The sequence below is a fragment of the Methanocaldococcus infernus ME genome (genome assembly GCF_000092305.1).
GTDB lineage: Archaea > AGJL01 > Methanococci > Methanococcales > Methanocaldococcaceae > Methanocaldococcus > Methanocaldococcus infernus.
In genome coordinates, this window is the sequence record NC_014122.1 from 164,080 (window position 1) to 179,195 (window position 15,116).

Sequence of the window (15,116 nt, forward strand, 5' to 3'; positions counted from 1 at the left end):
TATGGATTTATATGACAAAGTTATGGATTTAGCTAAGAGGAGAGGCTATTTATGGAGTTCTTTTGAAATATATGGGGGAATTGCTGGTTTTGTTGATTATGGTCCCCTTGGCTGCCTACTAAAAAATAATATTATTAATAAATTTAGAGAGAGGTTTATAGTTAAAGAGGGATTTTATGAGATAGAAAGTCCAACTGTAACCCCTTATGAGGTTTTAAAAGCCTCTGGGCATGTTGATAACTTCACAGATCCAATAGTTGAGTGTAAGAATTGCTTAGAAAACTTTAGAGCTGACCATATTATTGAAGAGCAGGTTGATATAGACACTGAAAGCCTCTCTTTAAAGGAGCTTGAAGAAGTTATTAAAAAGTATAATATAAGATGCCCTAAGTGTGGAGGAGAATTTGGAGAGGTTAAAAAATTTAATTTGATGTTTGTCACTTCCATAGGGCCTGGAAAGGGAAGGAGAGGATTTTTAAGACCAGAAACTGCTCAGGGAATATTTATACAATTTAAAAGATTAGCTCAATTTTTTAGGAATAAGTTGCCTTTTGGAGTAGTTCAGATAGGAAAGAGTTATAGAAATGAAATTTCCCCAAGACAGGGAGTTATAAGGTTAAGAGAATTCACTCAAGCAGAGATTGAATACTTTGTCCATCCTGAGAAGAAAGAGCATGAGAAATTTGATGAAGTTAAAGACTTAATCCTTCCTCTACTTCCAGCTGAGCATCAGTTGGAGGGAAAGGGAATTATAAAGATGAGCTTGGGAGAAGCTGTTGATAAGGGAATAATTAGACATCAAACTATAGCCTATTTTATGGCTCAAACTATGAAATTTTTAGAAGAGATTGGGATAGATAGGGAGAAGATAAGGTTTAGACAACACCTTCCAAATGAAATGGCACACTATGCCATAGACTGCTGGGATGCTGAGATTTACACAGAGAGATTTGGCTGGATTGAGTGTGTAGGAATAGCTGACAGAACAGATTATGATTTAAAGAGCCATATGGCACACAGTGGGGAAGATTTAAGTGTATTTGTTGAAGGTGAGGAGAGAGAAGTAGAGGATTATGAGATTGAGCTGAACTATAAAGTTGTTGGAAAAATTTTTAAGAAGGATACAAAGGTTATAGAGAGCTATTTAAAAAATTTAGGAGTTAGTGATAAAGAAAAATTGGTTAAAGAGCTTAATGAGAAGGGAGAGGTAGAGATCTGCATAGGAGATAAAAGTTTCAAATTAACCAATGAGCATTTAAAGATTGAGAAGGTTAAAAGAGTGATAAAGGGAGAGAAAGTAGTTCCTCATGTAATTGAGCCATCATTTGGGATAGATAGAATCTTTTACTGTCTATTGGAGCATTCATATAGAGAGGAAGAGGATAGAGCTTACTTAGACTTAAAGCCTGAGATAGCTCCAATTAAAGCTTATGTCTTCCCATTGGTTAATAGGGAAGGGATGCCTGAGTTGGCTAAGAGGATAAGGGATATGTTAAGAGAGAATAAGATAATTGCTGAATATGATGACAGTGGAGCTATTGGTAGGAGATATATGAGAGCTGATGAAATTGGAGTTCCATTCTGTATAACTGTAGATGGCCAAACCTTAAAAGATAACACTGTGACAGTTAGGGATAGGAACACAAGAGAGCAAGAGAGGGTTAAAATAGAGGAGTTAGTTGATTATTTAAGATCAAAGATTTCATCATTGTAAATTTTCTCAATCTCTTCTAAACTTTCTTCATCCTTCTTTTTGTTTGCTATCTCTCTAACCTTCTCCAAGATTTTTAAGGTTTTGTTGGTTAAGAGCTTATACTCCTTACAATATTTTATAATACTTTTATACTCATTCTCTATAATCCTACTATTAACCCTTGAAAGCTCATAGGCTAATAAGCCTCTTAAAACTTCATCATCAGAGAACATAAAGACAGGATGCACCCAGATAGTTATATTTTTCTTATCTCTCTCTACAAAGTTCTCAAGAATCTTAGGGTCAATAAAGACATCTAAATGGACTGAAATATTCTTCCTAAATTTGGTTTTTTTCAAGATATCTTCTAAAATTTTGTTTATTCTACTGTCAAAGTCTATAATTTCCTTATCTAACTCATCATCACTCTTCTCCATCCACTTTAAAATCCTCTCTTTAAAATCAACTGTTACATTTTCTCTTGGAGTTGGATATACCACTTTATAATTATCTCCTCTAAACTTATAGTTAGAGCTTTTCCTTGAGGAGAGGGTTATTAACACTAAGCCCATGTTGAGATTCTTTAAATTTACACTCTTTAATATATATTCTCTCTCCATAACATCAAAGTCTTTTAAATTGTCAACATCATCTAAACTTTTTATATAAACCTTCTCTCCCTCCTTTCCTTCCAAGTAGAAGCCTTTAAATTTAATGTCTGCAAGGTCTCCTCTTATAACATCTTTGGAATATTCATCTAAGTGTTTATAAATATCTAAAAGAATTTTTTTTACAAGTTCTTTAGATCTCATATGCTATTCCCTCTCAAAATAGGTATTAATGTCTAACCCTACTTTATCACAAATATCTTTTAACATTTTATATAAGTTTTCATCTACTTCAATTCCTTCTTTTAGTCTTTTCTTCTTATTATTCTCTTCAATCTCCCCAGGAATTAGGGCATTATCTCTTTTGATTTCCTCTAAAACCTTATCAACCTTCTTTTTAAACTCCTCCTTCCCTATAAAAAAGTCAGGATTTATAACTATAAAGAGGTCTCCTTTATTGCACTTCTCCTTTGGGTTGGCTGTCCCTTTTACATCACTTCCAACTTCTCCTCCACCAATAGCTGCTAAAACCTCTATGGCTAAGGCTAAGCCATAACCCTTAGGTCCTCCAAATGGTAGGATAGAGCCTTCTAAAGCTTCTTTTGGATCTGTTGTTATCTTCCCCTCTTTATTAATAGCACATCCCTCAGGAATTTTCATTCCCTTCCTTAAAGCTTCTAAGATTTTCCCCCTTGCTATTGAAGAGGTAGCCATATCTAAGGAGAACTTATACTTATTCCCCTTAAATGCTATGGCTATTGGATTTGTCCCTAAGATCTTTGTCTTCCCACCATAGGGAGCCATGGCTGGCTCAGTGTTTGTTATAACTATCCCAATTAAATCTCTTTCCAAAGCCATCTCTGAGTAAAAGCTGGCTATTCCAAAATGTCCTGAGTTTCTTGTAGAAACTGCAGAAATTCCAAACTCTTCAGCCTTTTTTATAGCTAACTCCATAGCTTTCTTCCCAACAACTTGCCCAAAGCCAAGGTCTCCATCTATGATGGCTGTAGCCTTTAAATCTTTAACAACTTTAATGTTAGGTTTAGGATTTAAATTTCCAAGTTCTAAAGCTTTAATATACTGTGGAAATCTCCCCAGGCCATGGGATGTAAATCCCTTTAAGTCAGCTTCAACTATACAGTTGGCTACAACTTTAGCATCTTCCTCAGGTAGAGAATATTTTTTTAGAATATCTACTATTAACTCCTTTTCCATCTCTGGTTTAATCTTCAATTTTCCACCCTAAAGCTTTAATTTTATTATAGACTTTTTCACTTAACCACTCTCTACTTATATACTTATCATAAACTGGTAATCTTAGCTTTAACTTTAATCCAAGCTCTTCACTCCATCTTCTTAACTCTTCCTCCTCTGGCCACTCAGCTTCAGGATTCACATAGTCTTTAGTTAGTGGAGAAATCCCTCCCCAGTCATCAACCCCAGCAAGTAAAAAGAGTTGGCCAGTCTCTTTATTTAGATTTGGAGGGATCTGTATAGAAATGTCTTTTAAAATAAGCTTAGCTAAGATAATAACCTTAAGCATCTTCAAAGGAGAAGGTTCTCTAAAGTTTTCCATTGGTATGCCTTTCTTTGCCCTAAAATTTTGTATGATAACCTCTTGTATATGCCCATACTTATCATGAATCTCTTTTATCTTAAATAAGCTGTCTACTATTTCCTCCTCAGTTTCACCAATTCCTATTAACAAACCTGTAGTAAAGGGAATCTTTAACCTTCCAGCATTTTCTATCATCTCAATTCTTAACCTTGGCTCTTTCCCAGGGCTATATTTGTGTGCTACAGTGTTCATTAACCTCTCAGAAATATTTTCAAGCATTAACCCCATTGAGGCATTAACTTCCTTTAATAACTTAAGCTCTTCATAGCTTAAGATCCCACAGTTTGTATGTGGTAAGAGGTTAGTGTTCTCTAAGGTCCAATCTTCTAAGTAGTAGAGATACTCTAAAATGTTAGAAAAGCCCATCTTTTTTAACTCTTCTTTTATCTCCTTATTCTCATCAACTTTCTCCCCAAAGGTGAATAGAGCCTCTCTACATCCTAACTTATCTCCCTTAATTAAAATCTCTTTAACCTCATTAGGCTTCATAATCTTAGCTTTTTCTTCTCTAAAGATACAGTAGCCACATCTATTCCTACACCACTTTGATAAGGGAATAAAAACATTTTTAGAGTAGGTTACATAGCTTTTTTCTTCCTTAATTAGGTTAAGATATTTGATAATCTCCTCTCTACTTTTAGACTTCAAAAACTTTATAGCCTCTTCTCTATCCAACACTTACTCACCTTGCAACTTTAATATGGCTTCAGCAATATCTCCATTACACTCTTCTAAAGCTTTCTTAGCCTCTTCCTTTGAAACATTACATTGTTCAGCCACTAAGTTGATGTCTTCCTCTGTTATCTCAACCTTAACCTCTCTCTTAACCTTCTTAGGCTTTCCCATAACTGAATAACTTTTTATTCCAAAAAGCTCCATCTCCTGAACTTTTGGCTCTTCAAAGATCCACTCCTCTTCATCAAAGATAAAGACAACTCTCCTAACTTTCAAATCCTTAGCATCCATCTCAAAGTCTTTCATCATCTTCTGCATTTTCTTTATCATCCTTGGATTAAGCTTTCCTGGGAACATCTCTTCACCCCTTTCAAATTTAAAATAAAAATTATAAAAAAGATGTCATATATAATTTGCTTAAAAAATAGATTTAAATTAAAACAGCTCTTGATATACAGATTTTAACTTCCTTCCCTCTTCTTAAGTTCATTCTATAAGCTTTTGATCTTATAACCTCTGAGTATAACTTAGTGCCATCAACATCTAAGATAACTCTAACAGTTGATAAACTTAAAGGATAGACATCTAAAACTTTGGCATTAAAAATATTATCTTTTTTATAGAATCTACAACCTCCTCCATTCCCAACTAATATTATATCCTCTGGCCTTATGGCTAAGAGGCCATTATTATCTTTAACCTCATTCTTTTCAAGTGTAATACATAAGTCTCCATCAAATACAATTTTTCCATCTTCCTCTCTAACCTTACCCTTCAAAAAGTTTTTATAGCCTACAAACTTAGCCACAAATTCATTTTTAGGATGTTTTATAACTTCTTCAGTTTCTCCAAATTGTTCAATTCTTCCCTCTCTAATAATAGCTATTTTATTTGATAGAGCTAAAGCTTCTATGAAGTCATGGGTTACATGAATAAAGGTTATCTCAGAACTTTCATGAATATTCTTTAGCTCAGAGATTAGGGCTTCATGGTTTAACCTATCTAAAGCATTCAGTGGCTCATCTAATAAAATAACCTCTGGCTCCAAAACTAAGGCTCTTGCTAAAGCTACTCTCTGCTGTTCCCCACTACTTAAAGTTTCAGGCTTCCTATTTAGGAGATGAGAGATTCCTAAGGCTTCACTCACTTCCCTAACCTTCTTTTCTCTAACCTTTTTATCTCTAATTCCAAAGCCTATATTGTCAAAGACTGTTAGGTGAGGGAAAAGATATTTTCCATGGCACATAACTATTTTTCTCTTATTTATTGGCTTCTCTGTAATGTCTTCTCCATTTAATATTATCTTTCCCTCATCCAACTTTCTAAATCCTGCTAAGATCTCTAAAAAAGTTGTTTTTCCAGAACCACTCAAGCCAAGTAGGACAAAATAGTCATTTTTGTTTATCTTTAAGTGGTCAATACTTAAAGTGAAATGAGCTAATCTTTTCTTTAAATTTATAACCTCTAACATCTCATCTCCCCAATACACAGAATCTTTCCAAGTTTAACAGCTTTGATATCCCAGCTATGGTTGTGCCATAGAAGATAATTCTTTTATTGTACTTCTTAGCCAAGTTGTAAATTTCTTCAAAGGTTCCATTAACTATGGTTGAGCCTGTAGCTAAAACAATGTCAGATTTCTTTATTAGCTCTTCATTGTTACTTCCATGGATAACCTTAACTCCATACTTCACCTTTCCAACATTCTCAGGGTTTAGGTCAGAGACTATAACATTCTCAGCTCCAAAGGTTTTAACTAACTCCTTAACAAAGGCTGGCTGAAAGCCAATAATCCCTACTCTCTTTATATTCTCTTCCTTCAACATCTTAGCCAACTCTTTTGCACACCTCTCTGGCTCATCCCCTTTACAGTGTTCAGTCTTATCAGTAAGGTTGAGATATTTCATAACAGCATTTAGCACAGCTACAAGCTCTTGAATATTATTTCTCTCTAAAACCTCTCTTATAGTTCCTTCAAACTCTATAGGCTTGTCTGTAAAAGCCTCTCCTTTACAGTCTTTAAGGTAAGCTCTTAACAAAACTTCTTTTCCAGTAACTAAGGGATAATCCTTTATCCTCTTAGTGTCAAGCTTTGGATCAGCTACTTTAATAACCACTTTCTCATCAAGTAAATTATATTTCTCAACCAAATCTTCTAAAAATTTTTTAACATTCATAACTTCTCCCTAAGATTAGTTTTATTGACAAAATAACTAAGATAGCTATAACAATGTGAATTAGAGAGATGGTTAAAGCCAAATCTATATTCCCAATTGAAACATTTAAAAATATTGCTGTTGGTAAAGTCTCTGTCCTGAACTTTGTAGCTCCAGCCAGCATTAGAGTGGCTCCAAACTCTCCAAAGGCTCTTGCCCAGCCTAATATGATGCCAGCAATGATTCCATTTTTAGCCATGGGTAAGAGAACTCTGAAGAAGCTTTCAAGCTTTGAACACCCTAAGCTTTGGGCTATATACTCATACTTTATATCAATACTTTCAAAGATAGCCCTTGAAGTTTTAATGATAAAAGGAGTTGCTATAAAGAATTGAGCTAAAATTATTCCATTTGGAGTAAAAATAAGAGGTAGAATAGAATTAACAAACTTTCCAATTGGGGAGTTTCCTAAGAATATGAGTAGAGAGAACCCTGAAACTAAAGGAGGAAGAAGAATAGGAAGGTTTATTAAGCTATCTATGACCTCTCTCCCAGGAAAGGAGTGTCTTGCTAAGAAATAGGCTGATGGAACTCCTATGAGAGAGGCTAAGAGAATAGCAACAATTGAACACTTAATACTTAAGAGTGTGGCAAATCTAACTTCATCAGAGGTTAGTGAGTGTAAGAGAGAATTTATAGAGATGTTTAAGAAGATAGTTAATATTATGGTAAGAACAAACAATATAAAGAATGCTAAAGTAAGTAGGGAAAGAGATTCTAAAGCTTTCATTCTATAACCTCAAATCCATACTTTTTAAAAATTTTCTTCCCCTCAGTTAAAACAAAGTTGTAAAACTTCTCAGCATCTTCCTTATCTTTTGTAGTCTTCAATATTGCAATAGGGACAGTTTTAATTACATTGTATTTAGGCTCTATTTGAATGACATCAACCTTATTTTCATAACCTGTTACACTTGACTTCCACACTATTCCAGCATCAGCATCACCTTCAGCAACATAAAGAAGAACTTGGTTAACTGTAGCCCCCTTAACAACAATATTTTTCTCTATTTTTTCTTTTAGTGTTGGATAGTCTTTTCCAAACTTTTCCATGATTTTTTTAAAGGCTCTACCAATAGCTATATGCTCATCTCCAACAGCTAACTTAATATTAGGCTTAGCTAAATCCTCTAAACCTTCTATATGCTTAGGATTTCCTTTTTTAACAACAATAACAGGAATGTGCTTAGTTAAATTTGCATATTTTAAAATATAGCCCTTCTCTTTTAATTTTTCAACATAAAAATAAGCTCCAGGCATGAAGATGTCTCCTTCCTTGGTGGCTAAGATCTTAGCATATAGGTAGCCAGAGCCTGCATAGTCAAATTTAACCTTAACTCCATACTTCTCTTCAAACAACTTCCCAATCTCATCCATAGGCTTCTGCATCCCAGCCCCAACATAGGCATGAATCTCTTTCTCTTCTTTAGTAGTAGTACAGCCACAAATTAAAACTAAAAGAAGTAAAATAATAAGAAGGAGTTTCTTCAATATAGCCCACCTATATAGTTTATATAGTTTTCGGAATAAGGAAACTTATTTCCTATATAGTATAGAAAATTATATATAAAACTTACGGCAATAGTTTTCCTTAAAGGTGGTACTATGCTAAAGCTTCTATATAATGGAGAGCTAATAAGAGAAAATGATATCATAAAGAAAGCTTCTTCCTCAGTAACTCTAATTCAGACAAAGGAGCATAATATTATAGTAGATACTTCAACAAAGGATAAGAGAGAATTAATAATAAAAGAGCTAAATAAGCTAAATTTGGAGCCAAAGGATATAGATGTTGTCATCAATACACATAGGCACTATGATCACATAGAAAATAATGATCTATTTAAGGAAGCTATAGTTTATGCCTCTCCAAAGGAGTGTGTAGAGAGGTGTAAAGGCTGCTTAGTGTATAAAAAATTAGATGAGATAGAAGAGTTTGAGCCCATAGAGAACTTTAAAGATGATGAGATAACAATTATAAATACTCCTGGGCACACCTATGGCTCTATCTCTGTTATTTATAAAGACTATGTGGTTGTTGGAGATGCCATTCCTTTAAGAGATAATCTATTTAAAAATATCCCTCCAAGGGTTAGGGTTGATTATAGATCAGCTATGGGAAGCTTAAAGAGGATAAAGATGTTAAAAAAGAATATTGTTACTGGCCATGATGGAATCATCTATAAGGATGAGTATTAAGTCCATTTATTATAATATTTTAAGTAAATTTTATCTCCTGTTAAATTATAGAGAGTTAATAAGAGTTGCTTATGCAACTTCTCATAATGCTTATTACAGAGCTTATTAAGAGAGTCATAATAACTCCAAGTTCCAGCATCATATTGAGGGAGAAATGCTTTTATTGACTTTAATCCCTCTTCATATAAGAACTTAGCTTTTTCATTCCCTGTTTTGTTGGCAAACTCTCCTATCCAAATAACAGAGGTTATAAAGCCATTTAATACATAAGGAGGATTTTTAGAAGCATACTCTGGGAACCAGTAATAGCTTTCATTTCCAAGCTTCCTTATTTTTAATAATCCACCATTTTCAACTGGAACTGTAAAGGCATTTAAGGCTTCATTTGCTAACTTTAAATATCTTTTCTCTCCAGTGGCTTCATAAGCAAGATACAAAGTTTTTAAACATCCTGCTTGACAAAGAGATCCAGCCCAACCCTTTGATAAGTTGTAAATAGGAAAGTCAAAGTTATATCTCCAAATAATAAATGTTGTGCCATTAACTTCACAATGATCAGCCTGAGAAATTAAATACTCTGTTAGAAATAAGGCTCTTTTTAAATATTCCTGAGCCTTCTCAGGGTCTTTATCCTTTAGTTCAAAGTATTTATAAAAGCATCTTCTTGCCTCATCATTTACATTATGAGGAGTTATCTGATATCCTATATATTCTCCCTTAATAGTTCCATAGTAAGTAACTGGCATTAGAACATCTTCAACCTTAAAAGGAGTTGGATTTTTAAAGTACATGGAGCAATTATTAACTTCTTTATGACTTGAATATCCTAAGAGAAGTCCTGAAAGAAAAGAAATAGGAATAAGGAAAATTAAAAATAAAACTTTTTTATCCATTTTATCCCTTTATCCACTTTATAATTCTCTTAGCTATTCCCTCTCCATCTAAGCCATAGTATTTTAAAAGCTCATCAGCCTTTCCACTTCTTCCAAACTCATCAGGAATTCCTATTCTTAATAGCTTTTTCCCTCCAATCTCAGCTAAAACCTCTGAAACTGCTCCACCTAAGCCTCCTATAATGCTGTGGTCTTCAACAGTTACAATTAAGTCATTAGCCTCCTTTATGGCTTTCTCATCTATTGGCTTAATGGTAGCCATCTCTATGACTTCAGCATCAATTCCTTTCTCTTTTAATATTTCCTTAGCCCTTAAAGCCTCTGGAACCTCTTCTCCAGTGGCTATTATTGTTAAGTCTTCTCCCTCAGCCAAAACCTTAGCTTTTCCTAATTTAAACTCAGCCTCTTCCTCACTTTCATAAATAATTTCAGTATCTCTCCTTGGCATCCTTACATAGAAAGGTCCATCTATATTGGCTATCTCTCTAATTATATTCTTTGTATGGTAGTAATCAGAAGGAGCTATAACTCTCATGTTTGGGATAGCTCTCATTATTGCTATGTCCTCACACATCTGATGAGAGGCTCCATCTTCACCAACTGTTATCCCTGCATGTGTAGCCACAACTTTAACATTTAGCTTAGGATAGGCTATTAAATTTCTAATAATCTCCCAAGCTCTTCCAGAGGCAAACATGGCAAAGGAAGAGGCAAAAACTATTTTTCCAGTTGTTGCCAACCCTGCAGCCATTCCTATCATATTTTGTTCAGCAACTCCAGCATTAAAAAATCTGTCAGGGAATTTCTTAGCAAACATAGCTGTCTGTGTTGAGGATGAGAGATCAGCATCTAAGACAACCAAATTTTTATACTTCTCTCCAAGCTCAACCAATGTTTCTCCATAACCTTTTCTCATTCCTTTATATAATCCTGTCAATTTCATTTTCTCCACCTACACTTTCTCTTAAAGCTTTTACAGCCTCTTTTATATCCTCTTTTCCAAATATTGCTGAAGCAGCTATGATAGCATCAGCTCCAGCTTTTACTGCTAAAGGGGCTGTTTCAGTATTAATTCCTCCATCAACAAATATCTTAACATCATGCCCTCCTTCTACTATCATGCTCTTTAACTTCCTTATCTTCTTAACCATAATTGGAATAAACTTCTGCCCAGCAAATCCTGGCTCAACTGTCATAACCAAAACTCCATAGACTTCATCTAATATATACTCTATCCTTCCTATTGGAGTTGCTGGATTTAAGGCAACAATTGGCTTAGCTCCAATTTCATTAATCTTATTTATTATTCTAAATGGAAACTTAACAGCTTCAATATGGAAAGAGATATAATCCATATCTTTAAACTCATTTATGAATAGATCTACATTCTCAACCATTAAATGAACTTCCACTGGAAGAGAGGTTAGCTTTTTAACATGCTTAGCTATTCCAATTCCCATACTTATGTTAGGAACAAAGTGGCCATCCATCATATCCACATGGAAGAAATCTACCCCAGCCTCTTCAGCTTTTTTTAATTCCTCTTTCAAATTACTGAAATCAGCTGACAATATAGAGGCTCCTATTAAAACCAAATTCTCACCTTTTAGTAAAAATTTTAAATCCTAAATGCAAATTATGTAAGGTTTATAATTATAAAAATTTTAGTTGATATTAGGAAAATTTAAAAATTAAAAATTGTAGATAATACAATATAAAAGTGAACCCTATAAAAAAGATTGTCTAAGTTATCTTGGCTTATAATATCCTTAACCTTAGCTCTCTATTTTAAAAAGTAATAAGCCATAGAACAACCTAAGCTATTTTCTAAATTCAAAAATTAAAATTTACTTATCCAAAATGAATACTTTCATATAACACTAAGCCCTATATCTTCATGTCATAAGTATAATTTAAAAATCTACATATATTAAGGTGGTAGTATGGATGATCTAACTAAACTTCCTGGAGTTGGGCCTTCAACAGCTGAAAAGCTTAAAGAAGCTGGTTTTACTGATTTTATGAAGATAGCTACAGCTTCCATAGGGGAGCTTTGTGAAGCCACTGGCTTAGGGGAGAAGGCAGCAGCTAAGATAATAGAGGCTGCAAGAGAGCTATGTGACTTAGGATTTAAAGATGCCTTAGAAATTTTAGAGCAGAGAAAAAACCTATGGTGGTTATCTACAGGAAGTAAAAACTTAGACTCCATCTTAGGAGGAGGGTTAGAGAGCCAGTCAGTTATTGAATTTGCTGGGCCTTATGGTTCAGGGAAGACACAGATAGCACATCAGGCATGTGTTAATTTACAGTGTCCTGAAAGGATTATAGCTGATGAAAAACTTAAGGAAGAGATTTTAGATAATCCAAAGGCTGTTTATATAGACACTGAAGGAACCTTTAGGCCAGAGAGAATTATAGAGATGGCTGAAGCTATTGGCTTAGATGGAAAAGAGGTTTTAAAGAATATAAAAGTTGCAAGAGCCTATAACTCAGATATGCAAATGCTATATGCTGAAAAGGTTGAAGAGCTTATACAGAAGGGAGAGAATATAAGGTTGGTTATAGTTGATTCCCTAACATCTACATTTAGAACAGAATATACAGGAAGAGGGAAGTTAGCTGAGAGACAGCAGAAGTTAGGTAGGCATATGGCTACATTAAATAAGTTAGCTGATCTCTACAACTGTGTAGTCCTTGTCACCAACCAAGTGGCTGCAAGGCCTGATGCAATCTTTGGCCCAGCTGAGCAAGCCATTGGTGGGCATATAGTTGGGCATGCTGCAACATTTAGAGTATTTCTAAAGAAGACTAAAGGAGATAAGAGGTTAGCTCGTCTCTATGATTCCCCATACTTACCAGATGCTGAAACAACCTTTAGAATAACAGAGAAGGGGGTTCATGATTGATCTTTATAACTGGCACTGATACAGGAGTTGGGAAAACTTATGTCTCTTCAATTATTGGGAGAGAGCTGAAGAAAGAGCTTAATGTTGGCTACTTAAAACCTATAGAGACTGGAGGGAGAGAAGACACTTTAAAGTTAAAGAAGACTTTAAATTTAGAGGATCCACTGGAAATAATTAATCCAATAAACTTATCTCTCCCTCTATCCCCAAATATTGCCTTTGAAGTAGAAAATTATAATATAAGTTTAGAGGAAATACTGAAGAGGATTGAAGAGGCTTACAATTATTTAAAAAATAAGTATGATTTCCTAATTGTTGAGGGTGCTGGTGGAGTCTGTGTTCCTATTAAGGGGAACTTTTTAATGTCAGATTTAATAAAGTTTTTAGGGTTACCAGCAATAATAGTTAGTAGGCCAAACTTGGGAACTATAAACCATACTCTTTTAACTATAGAGCATCTAAGAAATAAAGGAATAGAAGTGAGAGGAGTTATTATTAACTGTATAACTCCACTTAAGGAAGTTCTCTATTATGAAAAAACCTTTGAAACCATAGAAGAGGTTGGAGATGTAGAGATTATAGGAGTTGTAGAAAGTGACAAATACTGGATAAGGATGGAGAAGGTGAAATATTGATTCTATTAAATGAGAAAACAAGGGCTATAGTCCAGGGAATCACTGGGAGACAGGGAAGTTTTCACACAAAAAAGATGTTAGAAGCTGGAACTAAGATAGTTGGGGGAGTTACTCCAGGAAAAGGAGGGCAAGAGGTTCATGGAGTTCCTGTTTTTGACACTGTTAAAGAGGCTGTAGATGAAACCAATGCCAATGCTTCAGTTATCTTTGTCCCTGCTCCCTTTGCTAAGGATGCTGTATTTGAAGCTATGGATAGTGGGATAGAGTTAATAGTTGTTATAACTGAGCATATTCCAGTACATGACACTATGGAGTTTGTAAATTATGCTGAAGACTATGGAGCTAAGATCATAGGCCCCAATACTCCTGGGATAGCTTCTCCAAAGGTTGGGAAGTTGGGAATTATCCCTATGGAGGTTCTCTCTGAGGGGAATGTAGGAATTGTTTCAAGGAGTGGAACCTTAACTTATGAAGTAGCCAATCAAATAAAGAGCTTTGGAGTTTCCACCTGTGTAGGGATTGGTGGAGACCCAATAGTTGGATTGTCATATGTTGATATATTAAAGATGTTTGAAGAGGATAAGGAGACTGAGGCAGTTGTATTAATAGGAGAGATTGGAGGCTCTGCAGAGGAGAGAGCAGCTGAGTATATAAAAGAGATGAGTAAGCCAGTTATAGCATATATAGCTGGAAGATCTGCTCCAGAAGGGAAGAGAATGGGACATGCTGGAGCTATTATAGAGGGAGGAAAAGGAACAGCTAAGAGTAAGATGGAAGCCTTAAAAAAGGCTGGAGCTTATGTAGCCAACTCTATCATAGACATTCCTAAGATATTGGAAGAAATTCTTTAAAATTTTTAGGGATAGAATGTTAGCCATCTTAAAGTTAGGGGGGAGTATATTATCAAATAAAAAAATTCCTTTCTCTGTAAATTGGGATAACTTAGAGAGAATTGGGTTAGAGGTTAGAGAGGCTTTAAATTACTATAGAGAGAAAGGGGAGAAGTTAAAGTTAATTATTATCCATGGTGGAGGCTCTTTTGGCCACCCTATTGCAAAGAAATATTTAAAGGAAGATAAGTTTTTAAACATGGAAAAAGGATTTTGGGAGATTCAGAGAGCTATGAGGAGGTTCCATAATATTATTTTAGACACTCTCCACTCCTATGATCTTCCAGTTGTTTCTATTCAACCATCTTCCTTTTCCTTCTTTGAGCATGGTAAGTTAATGTTTCCAACAAGAACAATAGAAGAGTTTTTAAAGAGAGACTTTATTCCAGTGGTTCATGGAGATATTGTTTTAAATTTAGATGGGAACTATAAAATTTTGTCAGGAGATCATATACTTCCCTACTTAGCTAAGGAGCTAAAGGCTGACATTAATCTACATGCTTCCAATGTTGATGGAGTTCTTGACAGTGAAGGAAAAGTGATAGAGGTTATAAATAAAAATAATATTGATAAAATCTTAAGCTCTTTAAGAGATGCTGAAGGCATAGATGTTACTGGAGGCATGTACTTAAAGGTTATGGAAACCTTTAATTTAAAAGTGAGAGCCATTATTTTTAATGGGAACAAAAGAGGAAATATTTATAAGGCACTGATTGGAGAGAAGGTAGGAACCTTAATAGATCCCCAATGATGAAAGTTACCCCCACTGATTGATGATGAAAT

At 34.6% G+C, this 15,116-nt stretch carries 17 protein-coding genes; 6 read left to right on the forward strand and 11 right to left on the reverse strand.

The window, feature by feature from the left end:
- Position 1 precedes the first annotated feature (1 nt).
- Positions 2 to 1,714: a glycine--tRNA ligase gene (gene glyS / locus METIN_RS00855; protein WP_013099591.1), complete on the forward strand. Its 1,713-nt coding sequence runs from the start codon at positions 2 to 4 to the stop codon at positions 1,712 to 1,714.
- Here glyS and METIN_RS00860 read toward each other — a convergent pair.
- The 8 genes from METIN_RS00860 to modA form a co-directional block, all read right to left on the reverse strand.
- Positions 1,684 to 2,505, reverse strand: a complete 822-nt coding sequence (locus METIN_RS00860) for a hypothetical protein (protein WP_013099592.1) — start codon at positions 2,503 to 2,505, stop codon at positions 1,684 to 1,686. The genes glyS and METIN_RS00860 overlap by 31 nt on opposite strands.
- Positions 2,506 to 2,508: 3 nt before the next feature.
- Positions 2,509 to 3,534, reverse strand: coding sequence for an L-sulfolactate dehydrogenase (gene comC, locus METIN_RS00865; RefSeq protein ID WP_013099593.1), 1,026 nt, complete (start codon positions 3,532 to 3,534; stop codon positions 2,509 to 2,511).
- The gene (gene cofG / locus METIN_RS00870) at positions 3,524 to 4,597 is read right to left on the reverse strand and encodes a 7,8-didemethyl-8-hydroxy-5-deazariboflavin synthase subunit CofG (RefSeq protein ID WP_048203268.1); all 1,074 of its coding nucleotides are present in this window, start codon (positions 4,595 to 4,597) and stop codon (positions 3,524 to 3,526) included. Before cofG ends, comC begins: the two co-directional genes overlap by 11 nt.
- On the reverse strand, positions 4,598 to 4,951 hold the full coding sequence (locus METIN_RS07625) for a nascent polypeptide-associated complex protein (protein ID WP_013099595.1): 354 nt from the start codon (positions 4,949 to 4,951) through the stop codon (positions 4,598 to 4,600). It abuts the gene before it with no gap.
- A 73-nt stretch (positions 4,952 to 5,024) separates the two neighbouring features.
- Positions 5,025 to 6,065, reverse strand: coding sequence for an ABC transporter ATP-binding protein (locus METIN_RS00880; RefSeq protein WP_013099596.1), 1,041 nt, complete (start codon positions 6,063 to 6,065; stop codon positions 5,025 to 5,027).
- 1 nt (position 6,066) lies between these two features.
- Positions 6,067 to 6,771 carry a Rossmann-like domain-containing protein gene (locus METIN_RS00885; RefSeq protein ID WP_013099597.1) on the reverse strand — a complete coding sequence of 235 codons (705 nt, stop codon included), beginning with the start codon at positions 6,769 to 6,771 and terminating at the stop codon, positions 6,067 to 6,069.
- Positions 6,761 to 7,540 (reverse strand): ABC transporter permease, encoded by a 780-nt coding sequence (locus METIN_RS00890; protein ID WP_013099598.1) that lies wholly within the window; start codon positions 7,538 to 7,540, stop codon positions 6,761 to 6,763. Before METIN_RS00890 ends, METIN_RS00885 begins: the two co-directional genes overlap by 11 nt.
- Positions 7,537 to 8,301 (reverse strand): molybdate ABC transporter substrate-binding protein, encoded by a 765-nt coding sequence (gene modA / locus METIN_RS00895; RefSeq protein ID WP_013099599.1) that lies wholly within the window; start codon positions 8,299 to 8,301, stop codon positions 7,537 to 7,539. The genes METIN_RS00890 and modA overlap by 4 nt, the downstream gene beginning before the upstream one ends.
- Positions 8,302 to 8,415: 114 nt before the next feature.
- Between modA and METIN_RS00900 the strand changes: the two genes are divergently transcribed.
- Positions 8,416 to 9,009, forward strand: coding sequence for an MBL fold metallo-hydrolase (locus METIN_RS00900; RefSeq protein WP_013099600.1), 594 nt, complete (start codon positions 8,416 to 8,418; stop codon positions 9,007 to 9,009).
- On the opposite strand, the gene METIN_RS00905 is transcribed toward METIN_RS00900, so the two are convergent.
- The 3 genes from METIN_RS00905 to rpe are packed head-to-tail and all read right to left on the reverse strand — an operon-like array spanning position 9,006 to position 11,497.
- Positions 9,006 to 9,902 carry a D-glucuronyl C5-epimerase family protein gene (locus METIN_RS00905; protein WP_013099601.1) on the reverse strand — a complete coding sequence of 299 codons (897 nt, stop codon included), beginning with the start codon at positions 9,900 to 9,902 and terminating at the stop codon, positions 9,006 to 9,008. The two genes, METIN_RS00900 and METIN_RS00905, sit on opposite strands and share 4 nt — an antisense overlap.
- 1 nt (position 9,903) lies before the next feature.
- Positions 9,904 to 10,845: a transketolase family protein gene (locus tag METIN_RS00910; RefSeq protein ID WP_013099602.1), complete on the reverse strand. Its 942-nt coding sequence runs from the start codon at positions 10,843 to 10,845 to the stop codon at positions 9,904 to 9,906.
- Entirely contained in the window at positions 10,823 to 11,497 is a 675-nt protein-coding gene (gene rpe / locus METIN_RS00915) for a ribulose-phosphate 3-epimerase (RefSeq protein WP_013099603.1), read from the reverse strand. The genes METIN_RS00910 and rpe overlap by 23 nt, the downstream gene beginning before the upstream one ends.
- Before the next feature lie 348 nt (positions 11,498 to 11,845).
- Between rpe and radA the strand changes: the two genes are divergently transcribed.
- The 4 genes from radA to METIN_RS00935 are packed head-to-tail and all read left to right on the forward strand — an operon-like array spanning position 11,846 to position 15,084.
- Positions 11,846 to 12,808, forward strand: a complete 963-nt coding sequence (gene radA, locus METIN_RS00920) for a DNA repair and recombination protein RadA (protein WP_013099604.1) — start codon at positions 11,846 to 11,848, stop codon at positions 12,806 to 12,808.
- A complete protein-coding gene (gene bioD, locus METIN_RS00925) occupies positions 12,805 to 13,443 on the forward strand; it encodes a dethiobiotin synthase (RefSeq protein WP_013099605.1) in 639 nt (212 codons plus the stop codon). The genes radA and bioD overlap by 4 nt, the downstream gene beginning before the upstream one ends.
- Positions 13,440 to 14,294, forward strand: coding sequence for a succinate--CoA ligase subunit alpha (gene sucD / locus METIN_RS00930; protein WP_013099606.1), 855 nt, complete (start codon positions 13,440 to 13,442; stop codon positions 14,292 to 14,294). The genes bioD and sucD overlap by 4 nt, the downstream gene beginning before the upstream one ends.
- A gap of 16 nt (positions 14,295 to 14,310) precedes the next feature.
- Positions 14,311 to 15,084, forward strand: a complete 774-nt coding sequence (locus tag METIN_RS00935; protein WP_013099607.1) for an isopentenyl phosphate kinase — start codon at positions 14,311 to 14,313, stop codon at positions 15,082 to 15,084.
- Positions 15,085 to 15,116: the final 32 nt, after the last annotated feature.